Consider the following 16,101-nt stretch of genomic DNA (forward strand, 5'->3'; position numbering starts at 1 on the left):
TGCACGCGCCGGCCTCTGCAGGTTCAGGCTGGCGGGGAGATCATCCGCTCGGTGCCGAGGCTGTTCATCCGGGTGTCCTGGTACAGGGTGGTTTCGCCGTCAGTCCAGCGGATCATGAGATCGTTGGTGAGACCGTCACTGGTGAACTGTCCGGTGGTCATGATGACGCTGTGGGTCCAGGTCTTGTTGGGGCCGTGGATGGGCTGCTCGCTGCCCAGGCCGCCGGTTGTGGTGCCGACGTAGTTGTTGAGCGCGCCGCTGTCCCAGCGGACCATGAGGTCCCACTTCTGATTGCCGGAGAACTGCCCGGAGGTCAGCAGTGTGGCTTCCTTCCACGTGCTGTTGGGGTCCTTGAGCTTGTATTCCTGGCCCAGGGTGCCGGCGCCCACGTTGGTGAACAGGCTGAGCTCGCCGTCGGACCAGCGCACCATCAGATCGGTGACGTAGGTGGCGGCGTTGAAGCGTCCGGCGGCTATCTGGGTGGCGTGGCTCCAGATGGACCCTGGGGGAGCCATTTCGACGCCGGCGCCAAGGCCGTTGGAGCCGACGTCGCCGTGCAGGGTCATTCTGCCGTCGTCCCAGCGGACCATGAGGTCGAACTGGTTGGAGCCGGTGAAGTCGCCGGCGGTGATGGTGGCGACCGGCTTCCAGCCTGCGTTGGGCGCCAGCAGCTGCCGTTCGGGGCGGAAGCCGCCGTTGCCGTCACCGGGGTAGAGCGTGACTTCTCCGTCGGTCCAGATGACGAGCAGATCGCTGTGACCTGTACCGGAGAAGTTTCCGGCGGAAATCTGCTTGGCATGTTTCCAGGTTTCGCCGCTGCCCGGCAGGACGGGGCCGTCCGTCGGGGCCTGGTAAGGGTTCGGTCGCTTGACCGCAGACGGGTCGACGCCGTTGTTGGCGTCGTTGTAGAGGTCTTGGGCGTCCTTGCCGTAGATCGGCGAGTACGAGACCCAGTGGGCTTCGGCGTCGTTGCCGCCGCCGTTGTAGCCGCCGACGTTCCCGATCACCTGACCGGTGCGAGTTTTTGCGTCGTAATCCTTGATCCAAGGACTGCCGGAAACGCCGCCGTAGTATCCGCCACACTCCATCTTCATCTGACGGAACGGGTATAGACGGCTCGTGGGCACGTCACACGTGATGGCCTGGTGCTTGGGGTTGACCGAGTTGCTGGACGGGTAGCCGACCACCCTCACGTTGTTCTCGTACGTCGGCGTGGGGGTGAAGGTGAGGGCTCCCGTGAGATTCTCGGCAGATCCCCTGTCATTCGGGGTAAGGGTGACGAAGGAAAAGTCCAGGTCAGACAGGTAGCTCTTCGTGGTCTCGTTGCGAGGGTACCGGGGGTCTCTGTAGATGGCTGCGACGGGGAAGATCCCAGCCGGTTGGTTGGCAGCAGACCGGCCCTGGTGGTACTGCGGTACGAAGATTCGGTGACTCGCGTCGAGCAGACCGTTCGCACAGTGGCCAGCGGTGAGGACCAGATTCTTGCCCTGGCTGCGCACCACACTGCCGGTGCAGTACGTCGAATTGCCTCCGACCGGTTTGCCGTCGAAGAAGAACGTACCGACCATCGGAAGTCCGTCGAAGTGGACCCCTGTGGGGATGCCCGGAGGGGCGGCGGCCATGGCTTGCGCTCCGGCAGCGGAAGCGGCAGGAGGGAGCCCCGCGCCGCGTTCGGCGTCGATAGGTATTGCCTCCGCCATCCGCTCGGCGGTCCAGTACTCAGTCTCCGCAGAGAGTGCTACGGAAGACGAGGCGGTAGCGGATGGGGCTGGCCGCGAGGGGACGGGCAGCGGCGGTGTCGCCGCAGGCGCCGAAGGCAAGGGCGTCGTGCGCGGTGGGAGCGTGGTTGCTGGTCCGGGTGCGGAAGGGGTGGGAGGGGGGGATACGGAGGCGGGCACAGAAGCGGCTGGGCTTGGAGTGCCTGCGGCCATGGCGGTGGGGCTGGCGAGTAAGACGGCGCTGGCGCCGAGTGCGAGGGGGACTAACCATCTGGTCAAAGGACTGCTTCCTAAGCGGGATGATGACGCAACGTCAAGAGCCGTAATGGTGCGTCAGTTCGACGAGCAGGCAGGCTATGCAGCGACCTAGAGATCGTCAATGGAAAAGAAATGGGTTCAAATGGCTACAAAATCGATGAGGATACGTACTGCCGCAGCGCTGATGTTGCTCCTGTCGGGAGGGACGGGCAGCGCGTTAGCGGCTCCTGACACGGATCCGCCCCGGCCTCTGCCCAGCGGCGCGGAGTCGGCTGTCCGCCCCGGCGAACGGGTCAGCGTCACGACCGAGGCTCTGGTTTCGGGGGACGCGTTCAGCGGCGTGCGGGTGACCTCTCCGGCCTTCGCTGCCGACGGCACTTTGCGGATGGACGACAACGCCCTCGTGGCGGTGGCAACGGTCTCCTGCAAGGCGGAACCGGGTTCCTACGAGGTGCGGTTCGGCTCGCCATTCGGCAATGAGAATGCTTCCAAGATCGACCGGCTGTGGGGCAGCGTCCGAGTGGAGCCGGCCGCTGCAGCGGAGCGGGCGGAGTGCGAGCGGCAGGTGGCTCAGCGGCAACCGGAATCCCAGGAAGAGCGATATCCCCTGGGAACGGCGTGGCCGGCATCGCCTTGGGACGTGCGAACCGTTCCAGCCGGGGGGCAGCTGAAGGCCGAGGATGGGCTGGAAGTGGGAAGCGACGGGATGGTCAAACTGTCGTCCCCAGGCTTTACGCAGCCGGTGGTGATGCACGGAGACAAGAAGGTGACCGCCACGGTCCGGATCCGGTGTGATGCGCAGCCCGGCCTCTACACCGTGCACTGGAATGAGGAGGGCAAGCCGGCAAAGATCTGGGCCCGCTACCGGGTGACCGCAGCCGCCCCAGGCTGCCAGGACCCGGCAGTCACGCACCAGGCCGGCGCGAACAGGCAGAACGCTCCCTGGCTGCTTGGCGCCGCCGCTCTGGCCGCGGTGGGAGTGGCTGGCTACGCCTTTTTCCGGCGCCGCCGGAAGCCGTCTCACTGATGCCGACGGTCCCGTGTCGCCGGTGACGGTTCGACTCAATCAGCTCCAGCGCAGGAGTGTCTGAGCGCTCCAGTCACCCCTGTAGCGGAGTGCGGCATTTCGCTCTTCGACTATGGCCGAAAAAACCCGGGATATGTCCTGAACGATTTCCCTTCAAAATGCAGCGCGGGCGGGAACCCTCAAGTGAAGCTCAGGAGATCAAAATGTGGGTTGCAGGAGCGGCAAGGCGTGTGTGAGTGTCTTGCGTGAAGCGCTTGATGACCAACAGCGCTTCACGCGCAGGGGGTTGGCACCTGGGGGGAAATCATTTCCTGCGTCTTCCCGTCTTCACTTCGGTGCCTCCTGCATTCCGTCACGCAGGATCAATTTTTGGGGGAAGTTGAAATGGGTAACACCACTCGCCGAGGATTCGTCGGCGCGATGGCCGCGACCGTCGGAGCATTAACGCTGGCGGCGGCTCTGCCCGCGCAGGCCAGTGCTGTAGAAGCGCCGCTGCCCTCCACTCCGCAGGCGTACGTCGCATGGCTGGAGGCCAAGCAGGACCCGGCCGCGGCTGAGACGATCGCTCAGTTCAAGGCCCTGCCCCAGGAGAAGCAGGAGAAGTTCCTCGGCTACCTGAACAAGCCGGACCACTTCAAGGCGTTCATGGACGTCGCGCAGAGCCCCACCGCCAAGCAGCGCGTGCTGGCCGGCGGCGACATCGTCATCAACAAGGAGGAGTCGAACTCGTCGAACTCTCCGAGCGCGGTGGCCGGTGACATGAGCGCCTGGCACAGCGTTTCCGACACGATCGTCGGCGTCAAGGTCACGACGGTGAAGCTCGGCGTCAACTACCGGGTCTCGGGCAGCAGGGTCACGGCCGTCCTCAGCGGCTGGGCCAGCCACACCAACTGGGTGCCGGCCCTGGCGTTCGACCACGAGCCGATCAAGAACTGGATCTCTGCCGATCCGGGGAACAATGCCCACTCGGAGACCGTGTGGACGGGCAAGTTCGCCATGTACGGCACCTGGTCCTGCCGTCACCGCATGTGGGCTGACCAGGACGGCTTCAAGGACGGTTACCTCAAGAGGGTCTGATGCACTTGGATCGGTGGTCCTGACCAAGCCGCCGGCTGGTAGGCCCTGAGCTGACCAAGCTCGCAGTTCGGCAGGCGCGGAACCAGATGTTTGCCCCCGTGGAGTGATGACGCCCACGGGGGCGGGCCCTGGCCGTGCCTGCCGTGCTTTCGCCTGCTTCCCCCCGGGCTGCACTGCTCCGCTGCGGCGACCCGGGTTGAGGACGGGGTTTCCCTTCCCCCACCCCGCAGGTATCGTTTATCGATAACATCGATAAACGATAACGGAGGTGACGGCGGTGAGTGAGGACCGGAAGCTCCTTGAGCCCCTGTCCACAGTGGTCTCGGGCGTACTTCGCCTGCTGGTCGGCGTCCTCGCGATCAGTGTTGTCCTGAGCCTCTTCAACAGCGACACCGCATTCTGGAGCGGACCGGGCAACTGTGTCACCGCTGACTGGATCTCAGGCAGCTCGAGCGCTGCCGACGCCATGTTCAGCGCTCGAAACGGGGCGCACGTCTCAGCAGTCCCGCAGTACTGCGCCGAACACCCCAGTAACTACCAGCATCTGCTGAGAGTGCTCGGTGGCGTACCGGCGCTCGCTCTGTTGATCGGCGGCCTCATCCTGCTCAACCGCCTGCTGCAGTCGGCCGCCCGAGACGGCGTCTACACCACACAAACCGTCTCCAGGCTGCACCTGCTGGGCTGGTGGCTGCTGCTCGGCAGCGTGTTTGCGGAAGTCGTCGAAGCCGGCGCCCGCGCAGCCCTGCTTGCGACGCTGACCGACAACGTCACATTCTCGGCCGAAGCGGTACTTCACACATCGGCATTCCCCTACCTCACAGTCCTGACCGCCCTAGGGGTGCTCACGTTCGCACGGATCATGCGTGTGGGGGCCGGCATGCGCGAGGACCTCGAAGGGACTGTCTGATGTCCGACGAGGAAACCGAGACCCACGAAATCCACGTGCATCTCGACCGTCTCCTCGCCGAACGGGACATGACGCTGGCGGAACTCGCCGCTCGCGTAGGCGTGACCAATGTCAATCTGTCCATCCTCAAGAACAATCGCGCAAAAGCGATCCGCTTCACAACCCTCACGAGCATCTGCCGAGTGCTCGGCTGCCAGCCGGGCGACCTGCTCAGCTACGGCCCGGTGCGCAGTGATGTCCAGGCTGGATAACCACCGTCGAGCCGCACAATATCGCTCGTTCGGCAAAGGGCGGCGCAGCTAACCATCCCACTCGCAGAAAATAGAGGAGAAGTAGATGATTGGAATGATGGACACCGGAATGAAGATCACGGCGGTTATCTCTGTCGCGGTGGTGATCGGCCTGATTGTTCTCGCCAACAGGTGGCTCAAGCGACGCTGAGCCCGGCTGCGCGACGGAACCGGCGGTCCACGACGACCCGAACCCGGGCCCACGGCCCGGGCGCACGTACGCCGAGCTCGTCGGCGGCCCGCTCGACGGGCTTCGAACCGGATCCGGTCCCCGACTTCGATGACGGCTGCCGGACGCTTCACCGCTCTGGGTGCTTGCGCCGACCGGCCGGCACGGCGGTCACGAGAGTCTCCTCGAACCCTGACCGATCTGGGGGAGCGGCGGGACGGACCAGCCGTGCCGGCGTGCTATTTTTGTGAGCGATCGTTCAACTATGGGGGTACCGGTGGGCCGCAAGCAGCTCTGGGATCAGGCGGACGTACTGTCCCGCGCCATGCGACTGTTCCGCCGCCGCGGCTACCTCGGGGCCTCGCTGCGGGACATCGAGGAGGCGACCGGACTGCATCCGGGCAGCCTCTACCGGGTCTTTCAGAGCAAGGAGGGCCTGTTCTGCGCCGCACTGGACGCCTACAACGACCAGGTGGTGCAGGGCCGCGTCCACGCCCATCTCCTGGAACCGTCGGACCCTGTGGCGGGCATCCGGTCGTTCTTCACCTCGACGTTCGAGACCGGCCTCGATCCCGATCCGGGATGTCTGCTCACCAACACCGCGGTGGAGTCCTTCACCGTTCCGCAGGCCGCCGCGGGAGTGCACCGAGGGCTGGAGACGATCGAGTCCGGCTTCGCCGACGCGCTGACGCGCGCCCGCGCTCTGGGCCTGCTGTCGGCGGATCTGGACGTCGAGGTGTCGGCAGCCCGGCTGCTGGCGCTCTATCAGGGCCTGCTGGTGCTGGTCCGGGCCGGCGCCCCCGTCACGAAACTGCACACCATCACCGAGGGCGCAATGGCGTCGATCGGCTCCGACAAAGAAGGACAGCGATGAGCGACTCGCAGCAGCTCTGGACGAACTACGCCGCGTGCTGGTCGGCCGACCCCGGCGAGCGGCTTGCCGCACTCGGCGCGGTCGCGGTCGAAGACGTCGCCTATCGGGACCCGGGCACGGAGGTCGGCGGGCTGACCGAGCTGGCCGCCTACATGGCCGGATTCGCCGGAGCCTTCCCCGGTCACCGATTCCGTATCGACGAGGTAGTCGAGCACCACGACCGGTCGCTCGCACGGTGGACCCAGCTCGGCGAGCAGGACGAACCCGCCATGGCGGGCGTGAGCACCGCACTCCACCGCGACGGCCGGCTCGCTGACATCACCGGGTTCTTCCTCCCCGCGTAAGCGGATCCCGCAGTCTCGCCGAGCCTGTCGCCGACAGGCTGGCGCCGCTCGGCGAGGTCACCGGCCACCGCCACTTCGGTGGCCGGGCACTGCTCCGACACGAAGACCGTGTCCTCCGTCGGGGCACCGACCGCAGCCGCCGACCGGGCTGCCGTGCCATCTCGGGCAGGGGCGTGGTCCGTGTCAGCGTTGCGGGAGTCGGCAGACTCTCGACACGGCGACTCAGTGGTGCCGTCCCCGCTCCGATCCGGCGAGGGCGGAGCCGCTCGCGGCCTGTTCGGGGAGCCGCCGTAGCTTCGGGTGGGCCCGTCAGGTGGTCGTCCAGCGTTGCACCGTCTCTTGGTCGTGGGTGAGCCAGGTGCCGTCGCCGAGGGGCACGGCTGCAACTCCCGGAGCCTGGGGGTAGTCCAGTTCGGCGACGGGCTCGAGTGTGCGTGCGTCGAGGAGGAGGTGGATGCCCTCCTCCGCCCACTGCTCCTCGGCCGCCACGACCAGGATCCGGTTGTCGTCGACGAAGCCCGGGGTGTAGCCGACGAAGACCCACTCATCGGGCAGTACGTTGCGGGCTTCGACGATGACGTCGTCAGCGCCGTCCTGCGTGCGGCAGAGGTATCCCCCGCCGACGTCCTGGCTGACCAGCACCCCGTCCGCACCGAGTCCGACGTAGGGTTCTTCAGCAGTGCCCGCCGCCCGGACGCCGAGCCCGCCGGCCGCGTAGGTGACCAGGAGGCAACGGGCGCCGTCCTGGCCCATGGAGGCGGTCAGCAGGACCTCGGAGCGTGCGTCCGGGAACTGCTGGAAGGCGTAGGTCGCCGAGAAGGTCGGCAGGACGTGCTCGCTGAGCACTTCGCCGGTGGCCAGGTCGAGGGCGCGGCAGATGTCGCCCGCGGAGAGCCCATCGGGTCCGACGGGACCGGCCATGGTCGCCAGGAGGACTCGGCCGGCGGGGTCGGGGGTGCACGCGCCAGCGGCCTCGGGCGATTGCTGCCAGTCCCGGTGACGGTGCTCCCAGCGGACGGTGCCGTCGGGCTCGTGGACGGTGACGGCCTGGCGGGTGCTGATGGCCAGGCCTCCGTCGGGCAGCGGCGAGCAGTACGGGCTGGGGTCGTCGGGAGCCGGGTCGGCCCACACGGCGCGGTCGGCGAGCACCCGGGACGGGTCGGTGCCGACCCTGCCGACGGTGATCGTGCCCTCGTGCCGGGTCACGAGCCGGTGCGCGCCGTCGCGCAGGAGCCAGCCGTCCATGTTCCCGAGCGCCTCGGCGATACCGGGCAGGGATTCATGGGCGAGCAGCCGTACGGGTACGCGGGGATGGTTCATGTGCTCGTCCTAGTTCGGGTCCGGGGTATAGCGGCTCGGCCAGTAGAACTGCCGCCGGTGGGTGGGTTTGTCGTCACCATACGTCGGCCCCGCGAGCATGCCCTCGATGCGGATGATGGGAGCACAGAAATCGGGACAGACGCTGCGCATGGCCGCGCCGTGGGTGGGCAGCCAGTCATCCGAGCCCTTGCTGTGCAGGCGGCTGAGGTAGTGGAGGATGTTCTGCTCCGCATGCCCGCCTGGGACTTTGGGCGGTGTCGGGGGGAGGTACTGGTCGTTCGGGAGTGGGTACAGGCCCATCTCCTGGGCCAGCTTCCGCTGGGCGGGAGTCAGTTTACTCTTGCTGGTTCCGGCGACGATGAGGACGTCCTTGCCCTTGTGGCGTGTGGCGATGATCGCGACGGTCTGCCCCTCCCGTTGCCGCTTGTTGGGCAGGACCTGGGAGATCTTGTGGGCCATGTCTTCCAGGCCCTGCATACAGGGCGCCAGGCCGAGGGGGTCGGCCTCTGTGGCGGGGTTGGTGACGTAGCCGGCGGGGTTGGGGGCGGGGTCCAGGCCGAGGGGGTCGGGGCTGACGTAGCGGCCGGTCTCCGGGTCGTAGTGGCGGAAGAAGTTGTAGTGCAGACCGGTTTCGGGGTCGGCGTACTGGCCCGGGAAACGCAGAGGGGTGTGGGCGGTGGCGTCCCGGTTCCAGGCGGTGGCGCCCCACTGCGTGGCCCGGCTGTGCCAGGCGGTGGCGCCTGTGTGGTCGACGAGTTCGGTCGGTGTGCCGACGAGGTCGGTGACGATTGCGAAGAAGCGGGAGTCGACGGACTCCTGGCCTTCGGCGGCGTTGTGCGTTGTACGGTGCTCGGCCTGGGCGATCGGGCGGTGATCGTCGTACTCCCAGGTCAGGGTGGTGCCGGTGGCCGAGTCGGTCTGTTCCGCCAGGCGACTGCCGTCCCAGCTGAACAGGGTCTCGGCGACGACGGTCCCGTCGGGGGCGTGCTGCCGCTTGGCGGTGCGGCGGCCGAGCGGGTCGTAACGGTACGTCCACCGGGTGCCGTCGGGTGTGGTGCACGCGGTCAGCCGGTCTGCGGCGTCCCACTCGTAGCGCCAGACGTCCGGCTTGCGGGATATTCGCTTCTTGCGCCGCTCGACGATGCGGCCGGCCGCATCGTAGGTGTAGTGGAGTCCTCCGGCGGATGTCAGCCGGTTTCCGCTGTACGCGCGCGGCCCGCGGGACTCGGGGTGCGGGGCCTGGTCGGGCCAGTGCGCGGACGTCTGGTTGCCCTCGCTGTCGTAGGCGTAGGTCTCCGTCCAGTGGTGGGCCGAGATGCGCAGTGGGCGTCCCGCCGGGTCGAGTTCGTAGTGCCTGCTGCTGCCTGTCAGCCCGTCGGTGACGGTTTCGAGCCGGTCGTCGGCACGGTACGCGTAGAGGCGGGAGCTGAGGGTCCGGCCCTGAGCGGTGAGACGGTGCTCCCGGACCCGGCCCGCGGTGTCGTAGGAGGTGCCCAGGACCACGGGCCGCTCGGGGCTGCCGAAGGACCGGGCCACTTCGCGGCCTGCGGCGTCGTGGGCGAACGTGATGCCGTATCCGTGGAGGGCGAGGTGCGTGCGGTTGCCCGCTTCGTCGTGGGTGAGGTGGGTGGTGGCCCCGCTGGGGGTGACGCGGCGGGTCCGGCGGGAGAGGGCGTCATAGCTGTACCGGCTGGTGCGCCCGTCGACGGTCTCGGCGACGGTGCGGCCCATGGCGTCCCACTCCAGGGCGAGCCTGGAGCCGGCGGAGTGTGCCTCGGTGAGGCGCCCGGACCGGTCGTAGACGTACGTGGTGACGGCGCCGTCGACGTCACGGGCGGTGACCCGGCCGGCGTCGTCCAGGTAGGTGGTGACCTTCTGACCCAGCGGGTTGGTGCGGGAGCGCGCACGGCCTGAGGGGTCGTAGGCGTAGCGCAGGGTGCGGCCGTCGAAGTCGGTTTCGGAGACCAGGCGCCCGACGGCGTCGTACGCGTAGCTCCAGGTGAGCCCGGCAGCGTTGTGCACCTCAGTGAGGCGCAGTTCGGTGTCGTAGCGGAACTCGTAGCGCGCTCCGTCAGGCGTGGTGCGGGAGGACGGCTGGTCGAAGTGGGTGTACTCATAGCGGGTGACACCGCCGTTGGCATCGGTCTCGGTGAGGCAGTTGCCCTCCCCGTCGTAGGTCCATCGCTGGGTGGCGCCGTCGGGACGGGTGTGTGAGGTGAGGTGTCCCTCAACGCTCCACGTGCATGTGGTGACGTCGCCGTCGGCGTCCGTGACCGAGACGGGCCGGCCGAAGGCGTCGCGGGCCAGGGTGGTCGTTCTGCCTTGGGCGTCGGTGTGGGACAGGACCATACCGGCGTCGTCCGAACGGTAGGTCTGGCAGATGCCCAGCGGGTCGGTGACGGCGGCCAGGGCGCCGTTCGCGTCGTACGCGTACCGGGTGGTGGCCCCGTCCGGGGTAGTGAGGGTGGTGTTGTTGCCGCGGTCGTCATAGGTGCGGCGCCACACGCTTCCGTCGGCAGCGGTCACAACGGTGGGCAGACCCCGATCGTCGTACTGCGTGGTGGCGAAGGAGCCATCCGGTTCGCGTACGGAAGTGAGGTTGCCGTGCTCGTCCCAGGTGTAGCTGACGGTACGGCCCTGGCTGTCAGTGCGGCTCAGGAGCCGGTCGTAGCGGTCCCAGACCTGGCTGACCGTGTTGCCCAGGGGGTCGGTCTCGGCGACGACCTGGAGGAGGTGGTTGAGCAGGAAGATGCTGGTGGCGCCGGTGGAATCGGTGTAGCGAGTAACGCGGTTCTCGGTGTCGTAAGCGAAGGAGGACGACAGGTAGCCGTCGGGCCCTACGGTCTGTACGACGCGGCCGGCGCTGTCGTACACATACCGGAAGGTCGAACCGTTGCGGTCGGTCCATGAGGTGATGTGATCGCTGTCGTCGTAGGAGAAGCGGAGCGGCAGGCCGGACGAATTGGTCACCGCGTTGAGACTGCCGCGTTCGTCGTAGCCGTACGTCATGACGGTGACCGGGCCCGCCTGGGTACGCAGCAGAAGCGAGTCGATACGTCCGTGGCTGACCACGATCTGAACCCGGTAGCCGCCGTGGTGACTGACCGTCGTGGGCGCTCCATCGCTTCGGCGGGTGAACGTGATGCCGTTGCCGTGGCGGTCCTCGATCCCGGTGAGCCAGTACGCCGGCGAAGTGTTGTACGGGCTGCCCGTGAAAGAGCGCGTTGTACCGCTGTGCGGGTCCGATATTCGATAGGTCGTCTGCGCGTCGGCCTCCTCGCTGTACGAGAGAGGCAGCCTGGGCCCTTCGAGCGGCAGGACGGGATCGCCGCCTTCCTCCGGGAAACGGGGGTAGACGAGGAGTGAGCCGTCCTCGCGCGCCCAGATCACACCGCCACCGAGCGGGTCGGCTTCCAGGCGTTCGTCCAGCGTGGATGCCCAGCTGCGGCCGAACCACTGCCCGTAGCGGTACCCGGAGAGGTGGGTCCGGCCAAGGGTGAGCGGCAGGGTGCCGGGGAGGGCGAGGTCGGTCTGGGGCAGCGTCATCTCGCCCGTGGCTACGTCGACCGGGTCGTTCTTGCAGGTCTTGCCATTCAGCGGGATGCTGTTGCGCCGGGGATCGTCCTTTGCGCCATGCAGCGAGTCCGGCTTCGTACGGACGTCCGCACCGTTCTTGCGGTGGTTTACACCTCCACCTGCGCCGCTCTTGCCCTCGCCACCTCCGCCGGAACCTTTCTTCTTGATGCGGTTGAAGTCGTCGTGGAGGGCTTGGTCGTTCTTCTTGTGATCGGTGGATATCTGCTTGACGGCCTTCGGGAGGGTCTTTCCGACGTGGTCGCCCATCGCCTTGGTGGCTTTGCTGAGGGCTGCCATGGCCTTGTCGGCGACGGGATCGATGGCCTGCGCGATGGAGTCGCGGCCGCGAGTGCGGCCATGGTGGTGCTTGGCTTTGGTCAGCTTCGAGGTGGTCTTGCCGTGGATGCCGGTGCTGACGTGGGTGAGGTTGTTGCCCGCGCGGTGGTGTTCGTCGTGTTCGATGTGCAGGTCGATCAGACCGGTGCCGGTGCTGCCCGTGGTTGCGCCATCGGCGGATGCCAGGTGGAGCGACTCCTTGCCCGACTGGACGCCGTCGCTGAAGCCGTCCTTGCCTGCCTTCTTCGTCTGATCGAGGTCGACGCCGTCCTGGATGCCCAGGGCCATGGAGCCAAGCTGGACGACGAGGTCCGCAGCCATACCCTCCAGGGCGGCGACAGCCGGTTCGGTCATGGCGGAGACGATGTAACCAACGGCTTCCTCGGCGCATTCTTTGATGAGGCGCTTGACGACTTCCTGCGTAGCGCGCATGGCGCCTGCGCCGATCAGCATCGACAGACCACCGGTGACCGGTATGAGGGAGAGGGCGATGCCAGCCTCGGAAGCCAGATATCCCAGTTGGACCAGGGCCGCGCCCTTCATGGCGACAACGGCGTCGGCCGCCAGTTCCATCGCCCCGGCGATGGTGCGGGCCGCGCCGGCAATGTCCTTGAAGTGCTTGCCCTTGACCTTGTTCCAGTGCCGGTTCAGAGCCTCGATCGACTCGCCCTTGCTGGCGGACAGCAGGCGTTCGACGTGGTTGTTGGCGAGCTGGCCGTCGTCCAGGAGGTCGTCTGCGAACTCACGGAGCGCGTCGGCCATCTCACGGTAGGCGTCCTCATCGACGTTGGGCCAGGCCACACCGATCAAGTCAAGCAGTGTGTCCGCCCAGTCGGGCACCGTAACCGACATACCCCACCCCCGTGGTCAAATCTGATCAAACAACCGAACAGTCATACTACGGGGCCACTCTGACGGGTAATCCGCATCTGCGAACCGGACACCCAGTGCACATGGAGCCGCCGAGGTTGACGTGGCGCGACACCCACATCGCACTTTGACGCCCCGGCCCTCTGCTGCTGGGGAATGCCCTTGTGTCGTCGTCACTCTCGCGCCGGCCTTAGCGGAGCACGGTCCTGCACGGCTCCTTGAGAACTGAACGTGTGCTCCCGATTCCACGCCTGGCGGCCCTGCCGACGCAGGGGTGGACCGGGGGCTGGGCGCTCGCACGGTCTGCCCCCGCGGGCTCGTCGGGTTCGGGATCCTCGTTGGATGAGCTACCGCACGGTGACGCGTTTTTCCTCACGAGCTTCGAGCTCTGGACACGGCGTGCGCCCGTGCGGCCTTGCGGTGCCGCGCACGGCTGACGAGGTGGCGGGCCTTGGAGCCCTGGAATTAGTGCGCCGTGCGGCCCCGCGTGCTCGTCTTCGAGAACGGCACCGGAGAAGGGGCGGGATCCATGGACGTGTTCTGCGGGATCGACTGGGCGGAGGGACACCACGACGTCGCGCTCGTCGATGACACGGGCTGGCTGCTGGCCAAGTGCCGGATCAACGATGACCTGGATGGCTACCGGGTGCTGCTGGTTCTTCTGGCTGAGCACGGCGACACTGCGGAGACGCCGATCCCGGTGGCCATCGAGACCAGCCGCGGCCTGCTGGTCGCCACGCTGCGGCAGGGCCCCGGCAGATATACGCGGTCAACCCGATGGCTGCCTCCCGCTACCGCGACCGGCACGGAGTCAGCCGCAAGAAGTCGGACCCGGGCGACGCCCTGGTGCTCACGAACATCATCCGCACCGACGCGCCGGTGCACCGCCCGCTGCCCGCCGACACCGACCTGGCCCAGGCCGTCGCCGTCCTGGCCCGCGCACAGCAGGACGCGGTCTGGAACCGGCAGGAGGCCGCCAATCCGCTGCGGTCCCTGCTGAGGGAGTACTTCCCGGCGATGATCGAGGCGTTCAGGGACAAGCCGGGAACCCTGACCCGCCCCGATGCCCGCCGCATCCTGGCCGTTGCGCCCACACCTGCTCTGGCCGCCAAGCTCCAGATGTGGAGGCTGACCGCCATGCTCCGGCGGGCCGGCCGCCGGCGGGGCATCGAAACGGACGCCGAACGAATCCAGCAGCTCTTCCGCGAGGAGGCCCCGCGGCAGCTGCCCCTCGTCGAGGACGCTATGGGCAAGCAGGCACTGGCCCTGCTGCTGCAGCTGGACGCCGCCTGTCAGGCGGTCGATGACCTGGCGCGGGCCACCGAGGAAGCCTTTCGTTCACACCCGGACGCGACGATCATGCTGAGCTTCCCAGGGATCGGTCCCCAGGTCGGTGCCCGCATCCTGGGCGAGATCGGCGACGACCGGACCCGGTTCGCCACGGCTGGAGGGCTGAAGGCGTACGCCGGCCGGCCTGCTCGCCAAGGGCGTCTCCCCGAAGAAGGCGTTCAAGGCCGGCGCCCTCGGACGCCGCGTGATGGTCACCGGCGTCGACTTCGTGTTCCGGCCGCAGCCGACGATCTACCTCCTGTGGGCGCTGGGGGATGAGGAGACCCGCAGGGTGATCGAGGCCGCGCACGAGCGGGCGATCGTACGGGTGCTGGAGTGGATCGAGGACGAGGTCGCGGTGATCCGGTACGGCAAGGACGGCATCTACCGGGTGAGGCCGCCCGGCGGTCTGGTCGCCGCGCGCTTCCGCCACTACGAGGCACGCTCCGGGATGCCGCTGCTCCATGACCATCTGCTGCTGTCGGTGAAGGGACAGCGCCTGGACGGGAAGTGGGGCTCGATCCACACCACGGCCCTGCACGAGGCCACCGTGTGCGCCTCCGCGCTCTACAACGAGCTCGTTGCTGCAGAGGTCTGCGAGGCGCTCGGGCTGGCGACCGAGCCGCGCATCGTCACCCCGGGGCGCCGGCCTGTGATGGAGATTGCCGGGGTGCCGCACGAGCTGATCCGCTGGACCTCCCGGCGCAGCGACCAGATCGCCGCCTGCCTGGAAGAGCTGGAGCACGAGTACGTCACCGCCGTCGACGACGACGGCGAGCTGAAGTTCCTGCCCGTGGTCTCCGAGCGGGCCCGCGCCAAGCTGAACGCCATGGCCGCCCGCAAGACCCGCCCGCCCAAGCAGAAGACCCTGCCGCTCGCGCAGTTGCGCGCTTGGTGGAAGGCGAGCGCGATCCTCACCTCCGGGGTGGCCGCCGACGTCCCGCGCGTCCCCGGTATCGCAGACGAGGCACACCGCCCCGTCGACTGCGCCGGGCGCCTCAGGAGGCGGTCTGGGCGGCGAGGGGCTTGTCGGGGGTGGTGGTCGGGGTGGGTCTGCGGAGGGACTGGTCGGAGTTGAGGACCGCCCGGTAGAGGGCGTGGATGTGGGGAGAGGGTTCGAGGCCGAAGCGGCCCGAGAGCTCGTTGCGCAGGTCGCGGTAGATCTCCAGGGCTTCCACGCGGCGCCCGGCGCGGTAGAGGGCCAGCATGAGGTGGGCGTGCATCTGCTCGTGGGTGGGGTCTCCAGCCGCGTGGGTGAACAGTTCGCCCAGGAGTTCGTAGTGCCGTCCCAGTCGGAGTTCGGCGTTGATGCAGCGGTCGAGTACGGCCCGGCGGCGCTCTTCCAGTTCCCTCGCGCGGATGGTCAGCAGCGGTCCGGTCGCCAGGTCGGCGAGGGCCGGGCCGCGCCACAGGGCGAGGGCCTGGCGGAACCGGGTTGCGGCCGCGGCGTCGTCGCCGGCTGCGACCGCGCGGTGGCCGCGCTCGGCCAGGCGCTCGAACTCGTCGGAGTCGACCTGGGTGAGTTCCGGGTTGAGCTGGTAGCCGCCGGGCCGTGTGACGATCACGACTCTTGGGTCGGTGGCGGGCGCGCCTGTCGTGGCGAGTGCGCGAAGTTTGCCTATGTAGGTGTGGATGGCTGCGCTCGCGCTGCGCGGAGCCTGCCCGGCCCAGAGTTCCTCGGTACATTCCGTGAGGGACACCAGGCGGCCGCGGTGGAGGGCCAGCAGGGCGAGCAGTTTGGCCTGTTTCGTTGCCGTCGGGGTGACATCGACTCCCTTGATATGCACAAGTAACGAACCCAGCACCGAGATATCCATCAACCCCCCCGAAGTTAGTGGTTAGCCACTAGTCACATAGCCTAGAAACTTCTGAACTGAGTTGTCAATGCACATTCATGTGACGTGGGCGGCATCGGCGCAGGTGGAAGGCTCTTTCGCGTACCGCCGGGCCGGTGCTGCGAAGCGGAACTAAAGCCTCACGCAAGCCCGCCTCCACCACGCCGCGAG

The 16,101-nt window shown here is 67.7% G+C and carries 11 protein-coding genes and 1 pseudogene; 8 read left to right on the forward strand and 4 right to left on the reverse strand.

Annotation, left to right across the window (positions count from 1 at the left end; all coding sequences use genetic code 11):
* Positions 1-23: 23 nt before the first annotated feature.
* Positions 24-1,622: a serine protease gene (locus AB5J51_RS41420; protein ID WP_369780572.1), complete on the reverse strand. Its 1,599-nt coding sequence runs from the start codon at positions 1,620-1,622 to the stop codon at positions 24-26.
* Positions 1,623-2,097: 475 nt separating this feature from the next.
* On the opposite strand from AB5J51_RS41420, the gene AB5J51_RS41425 reads away from it, so the two are divergent.
* The 6 genes from AB5J51_RS41425 (at position 2,098) to AB5J51_RS41450 (ending at position 6,664) form a co-directional block, all read left to right on the forward strand.
* Positions 2,098-3,003 carry a hypothetical protein gene (locus AB5J51_RS41425; protein WP_369780574.1) on the forward strand — a complete coding sequence of 302 codons (906 nt, stop codon included), beginning with the start codon at positions 2,098-2,100 and terminating at the stop codon, positions 3,001-3,003.
* Between the two features lie 384 nt (positions 3,004-3,387).
* Positions 3,388-4,080 carry a hypothetical protein gene (locus tag AB5J51_RS41430; RefSeq protein ID WP_133900056.1) on the forward strand — a complete coding sequence of 231 codons (693 nt, stop codon included), beginning with the start codon at positions 3,388-3,390 and terminating at the stop codon, positions 4,078-4,080.
* Between the two features lie 277 nt (positions 4,081-4,357).
* Positions 4,358-4,987: a DUF2975 domain-containing protein gene (locus AB5J51_RS41435; RefSeq protein ID WP_369780575.1), complete on the forward strand. Its 630-nt coding sequence runs from the start codon at positions 4,358-4,360 to the stop codon at positions 4,985-4,987.
* On the forward strand, positions 4,987-5,238 hold the full coding sequence (locus AB5J51_RS41440; protein WP_369780576.1) for a helix-turn-helix domain-containing protein: 252 nt from the start codon (positions 4,987-4,989) through the stop codon (positions 5,236-5,238). The genes AB5J51_RS41435 and AB5J51_RS41440 overlap by 1 nt, the downstream gene beginning before the upstream one ends.
* A 473-nt stretch (positions 5,239-5,711) precedes the next feature.
* A complete protein-coding gene (locus tag AB5J51_RS41445) occupies positions 5,712-6,320 on the forward strand; it encodes a TetR/AcrR family transcriptional regulator (protein ID WP_240805659.1) in 609 nt (202 codons plus the stop codon).
* The gene (locus AB5J51_RS41450; RefSeq protein ID WP_030301082.1) at positions 6,317-6,664 is read left to right on the forward strand and encodes a nuclear transport factor 2 family protein; all 348 of its coding nucleotides are present in this window, start codon (positions 6,317-6,319) and stop codon (positions 6,662-6,664) included. The genes AB5J51_RS41445 and AB5J51_RS41450 overlap by 4 nt, the downstream gene beginning before the upstream one ends.
* Positions 6,665-6,973: 309 nt before the next feature.
* Here AB5J51_RS41450 and AB5J51_RS41455 read toward each other — a convergent pair whose 3' ends face one another.
* Together AB5J51_RS41455 and AB5J51_RS41460 are read right to left on the reverse strand one after the other, a co-directional pair.
* Positions 6,974-7,984, reverse strand: coding sequence for a hypothetical protein (locus AB5J51_RS41455; protein ID WP_030301083.1), 1,011 nt, complete (start codon positions 7,982-7,984; stop codon positions 6,974-6,976).
* Positions 7,985-7,993: 9 nt separating this feature from the next.
* Positions 7,994-12,748 carry a DUF6531 domain-containing protein gene (locus AB5J51_RS41460; protein ID WP_369780577.1) on the reverse strand — a complete coding sequence of 1,585 codons (4,755 nt, stop codon included), beginning with the start codon at positions 12,746-12,748 and terminating at the stop codon, positions 7,994-7,996.
* A gap of 547 nt (positions 12,749-13,295) precedes the next feature.
* Here AB5J51_RS41460 and AB5J51_RS41465 point away from each other — a divergent pair.
* Positions 13,296-14,236, forward strand: a pseudogene (locus tag AB5J51_RS41465) (transposase); the annotation flags it as partial.
* A 67-nt stretch (positions 14,237-14,303) separates the two neighbouring features.
* A complete protein-coding gene (gene mobF / locus AB5J51_RS41470; RefSeq protein WP_369780578.1) occupies positions 14,304-15,173 on the forward strand; it encodes a MobF family relaxase in 870 nt (289 codons plus the stop codon).
* Here the strand turns inward: mobF and AB5J51_RS41475 are convergent.
* Positions 15,094-15,882: an AfsR/SARP family transcriptional regulator gene (locus tag AB5J51_RS41475; protein ID WP_051833119.1), complete on the reverse strand. Its 789-nt coding sequence runs from the start codon at positions 15,880-15,882 to the stop codon at positions 15,094-15,096. The two genes, mobF and AB5J51_RS41475, sit on opposite strands and share 80 nt — an antisense overlap.
* Between the last annotated feature and the right edge of the window lie 219 nt (positions 15,883-16,101).

This window comes from Streptomyces sp. R33, from assembly GCF_041200175.1.
GTDB classification, from domain to species: Bacteria; Actinomycetota; Actinomycetes; order Streptomycetales; family Streptomycetaceae; genus Streptomyces; species Streptomyces katrae_B.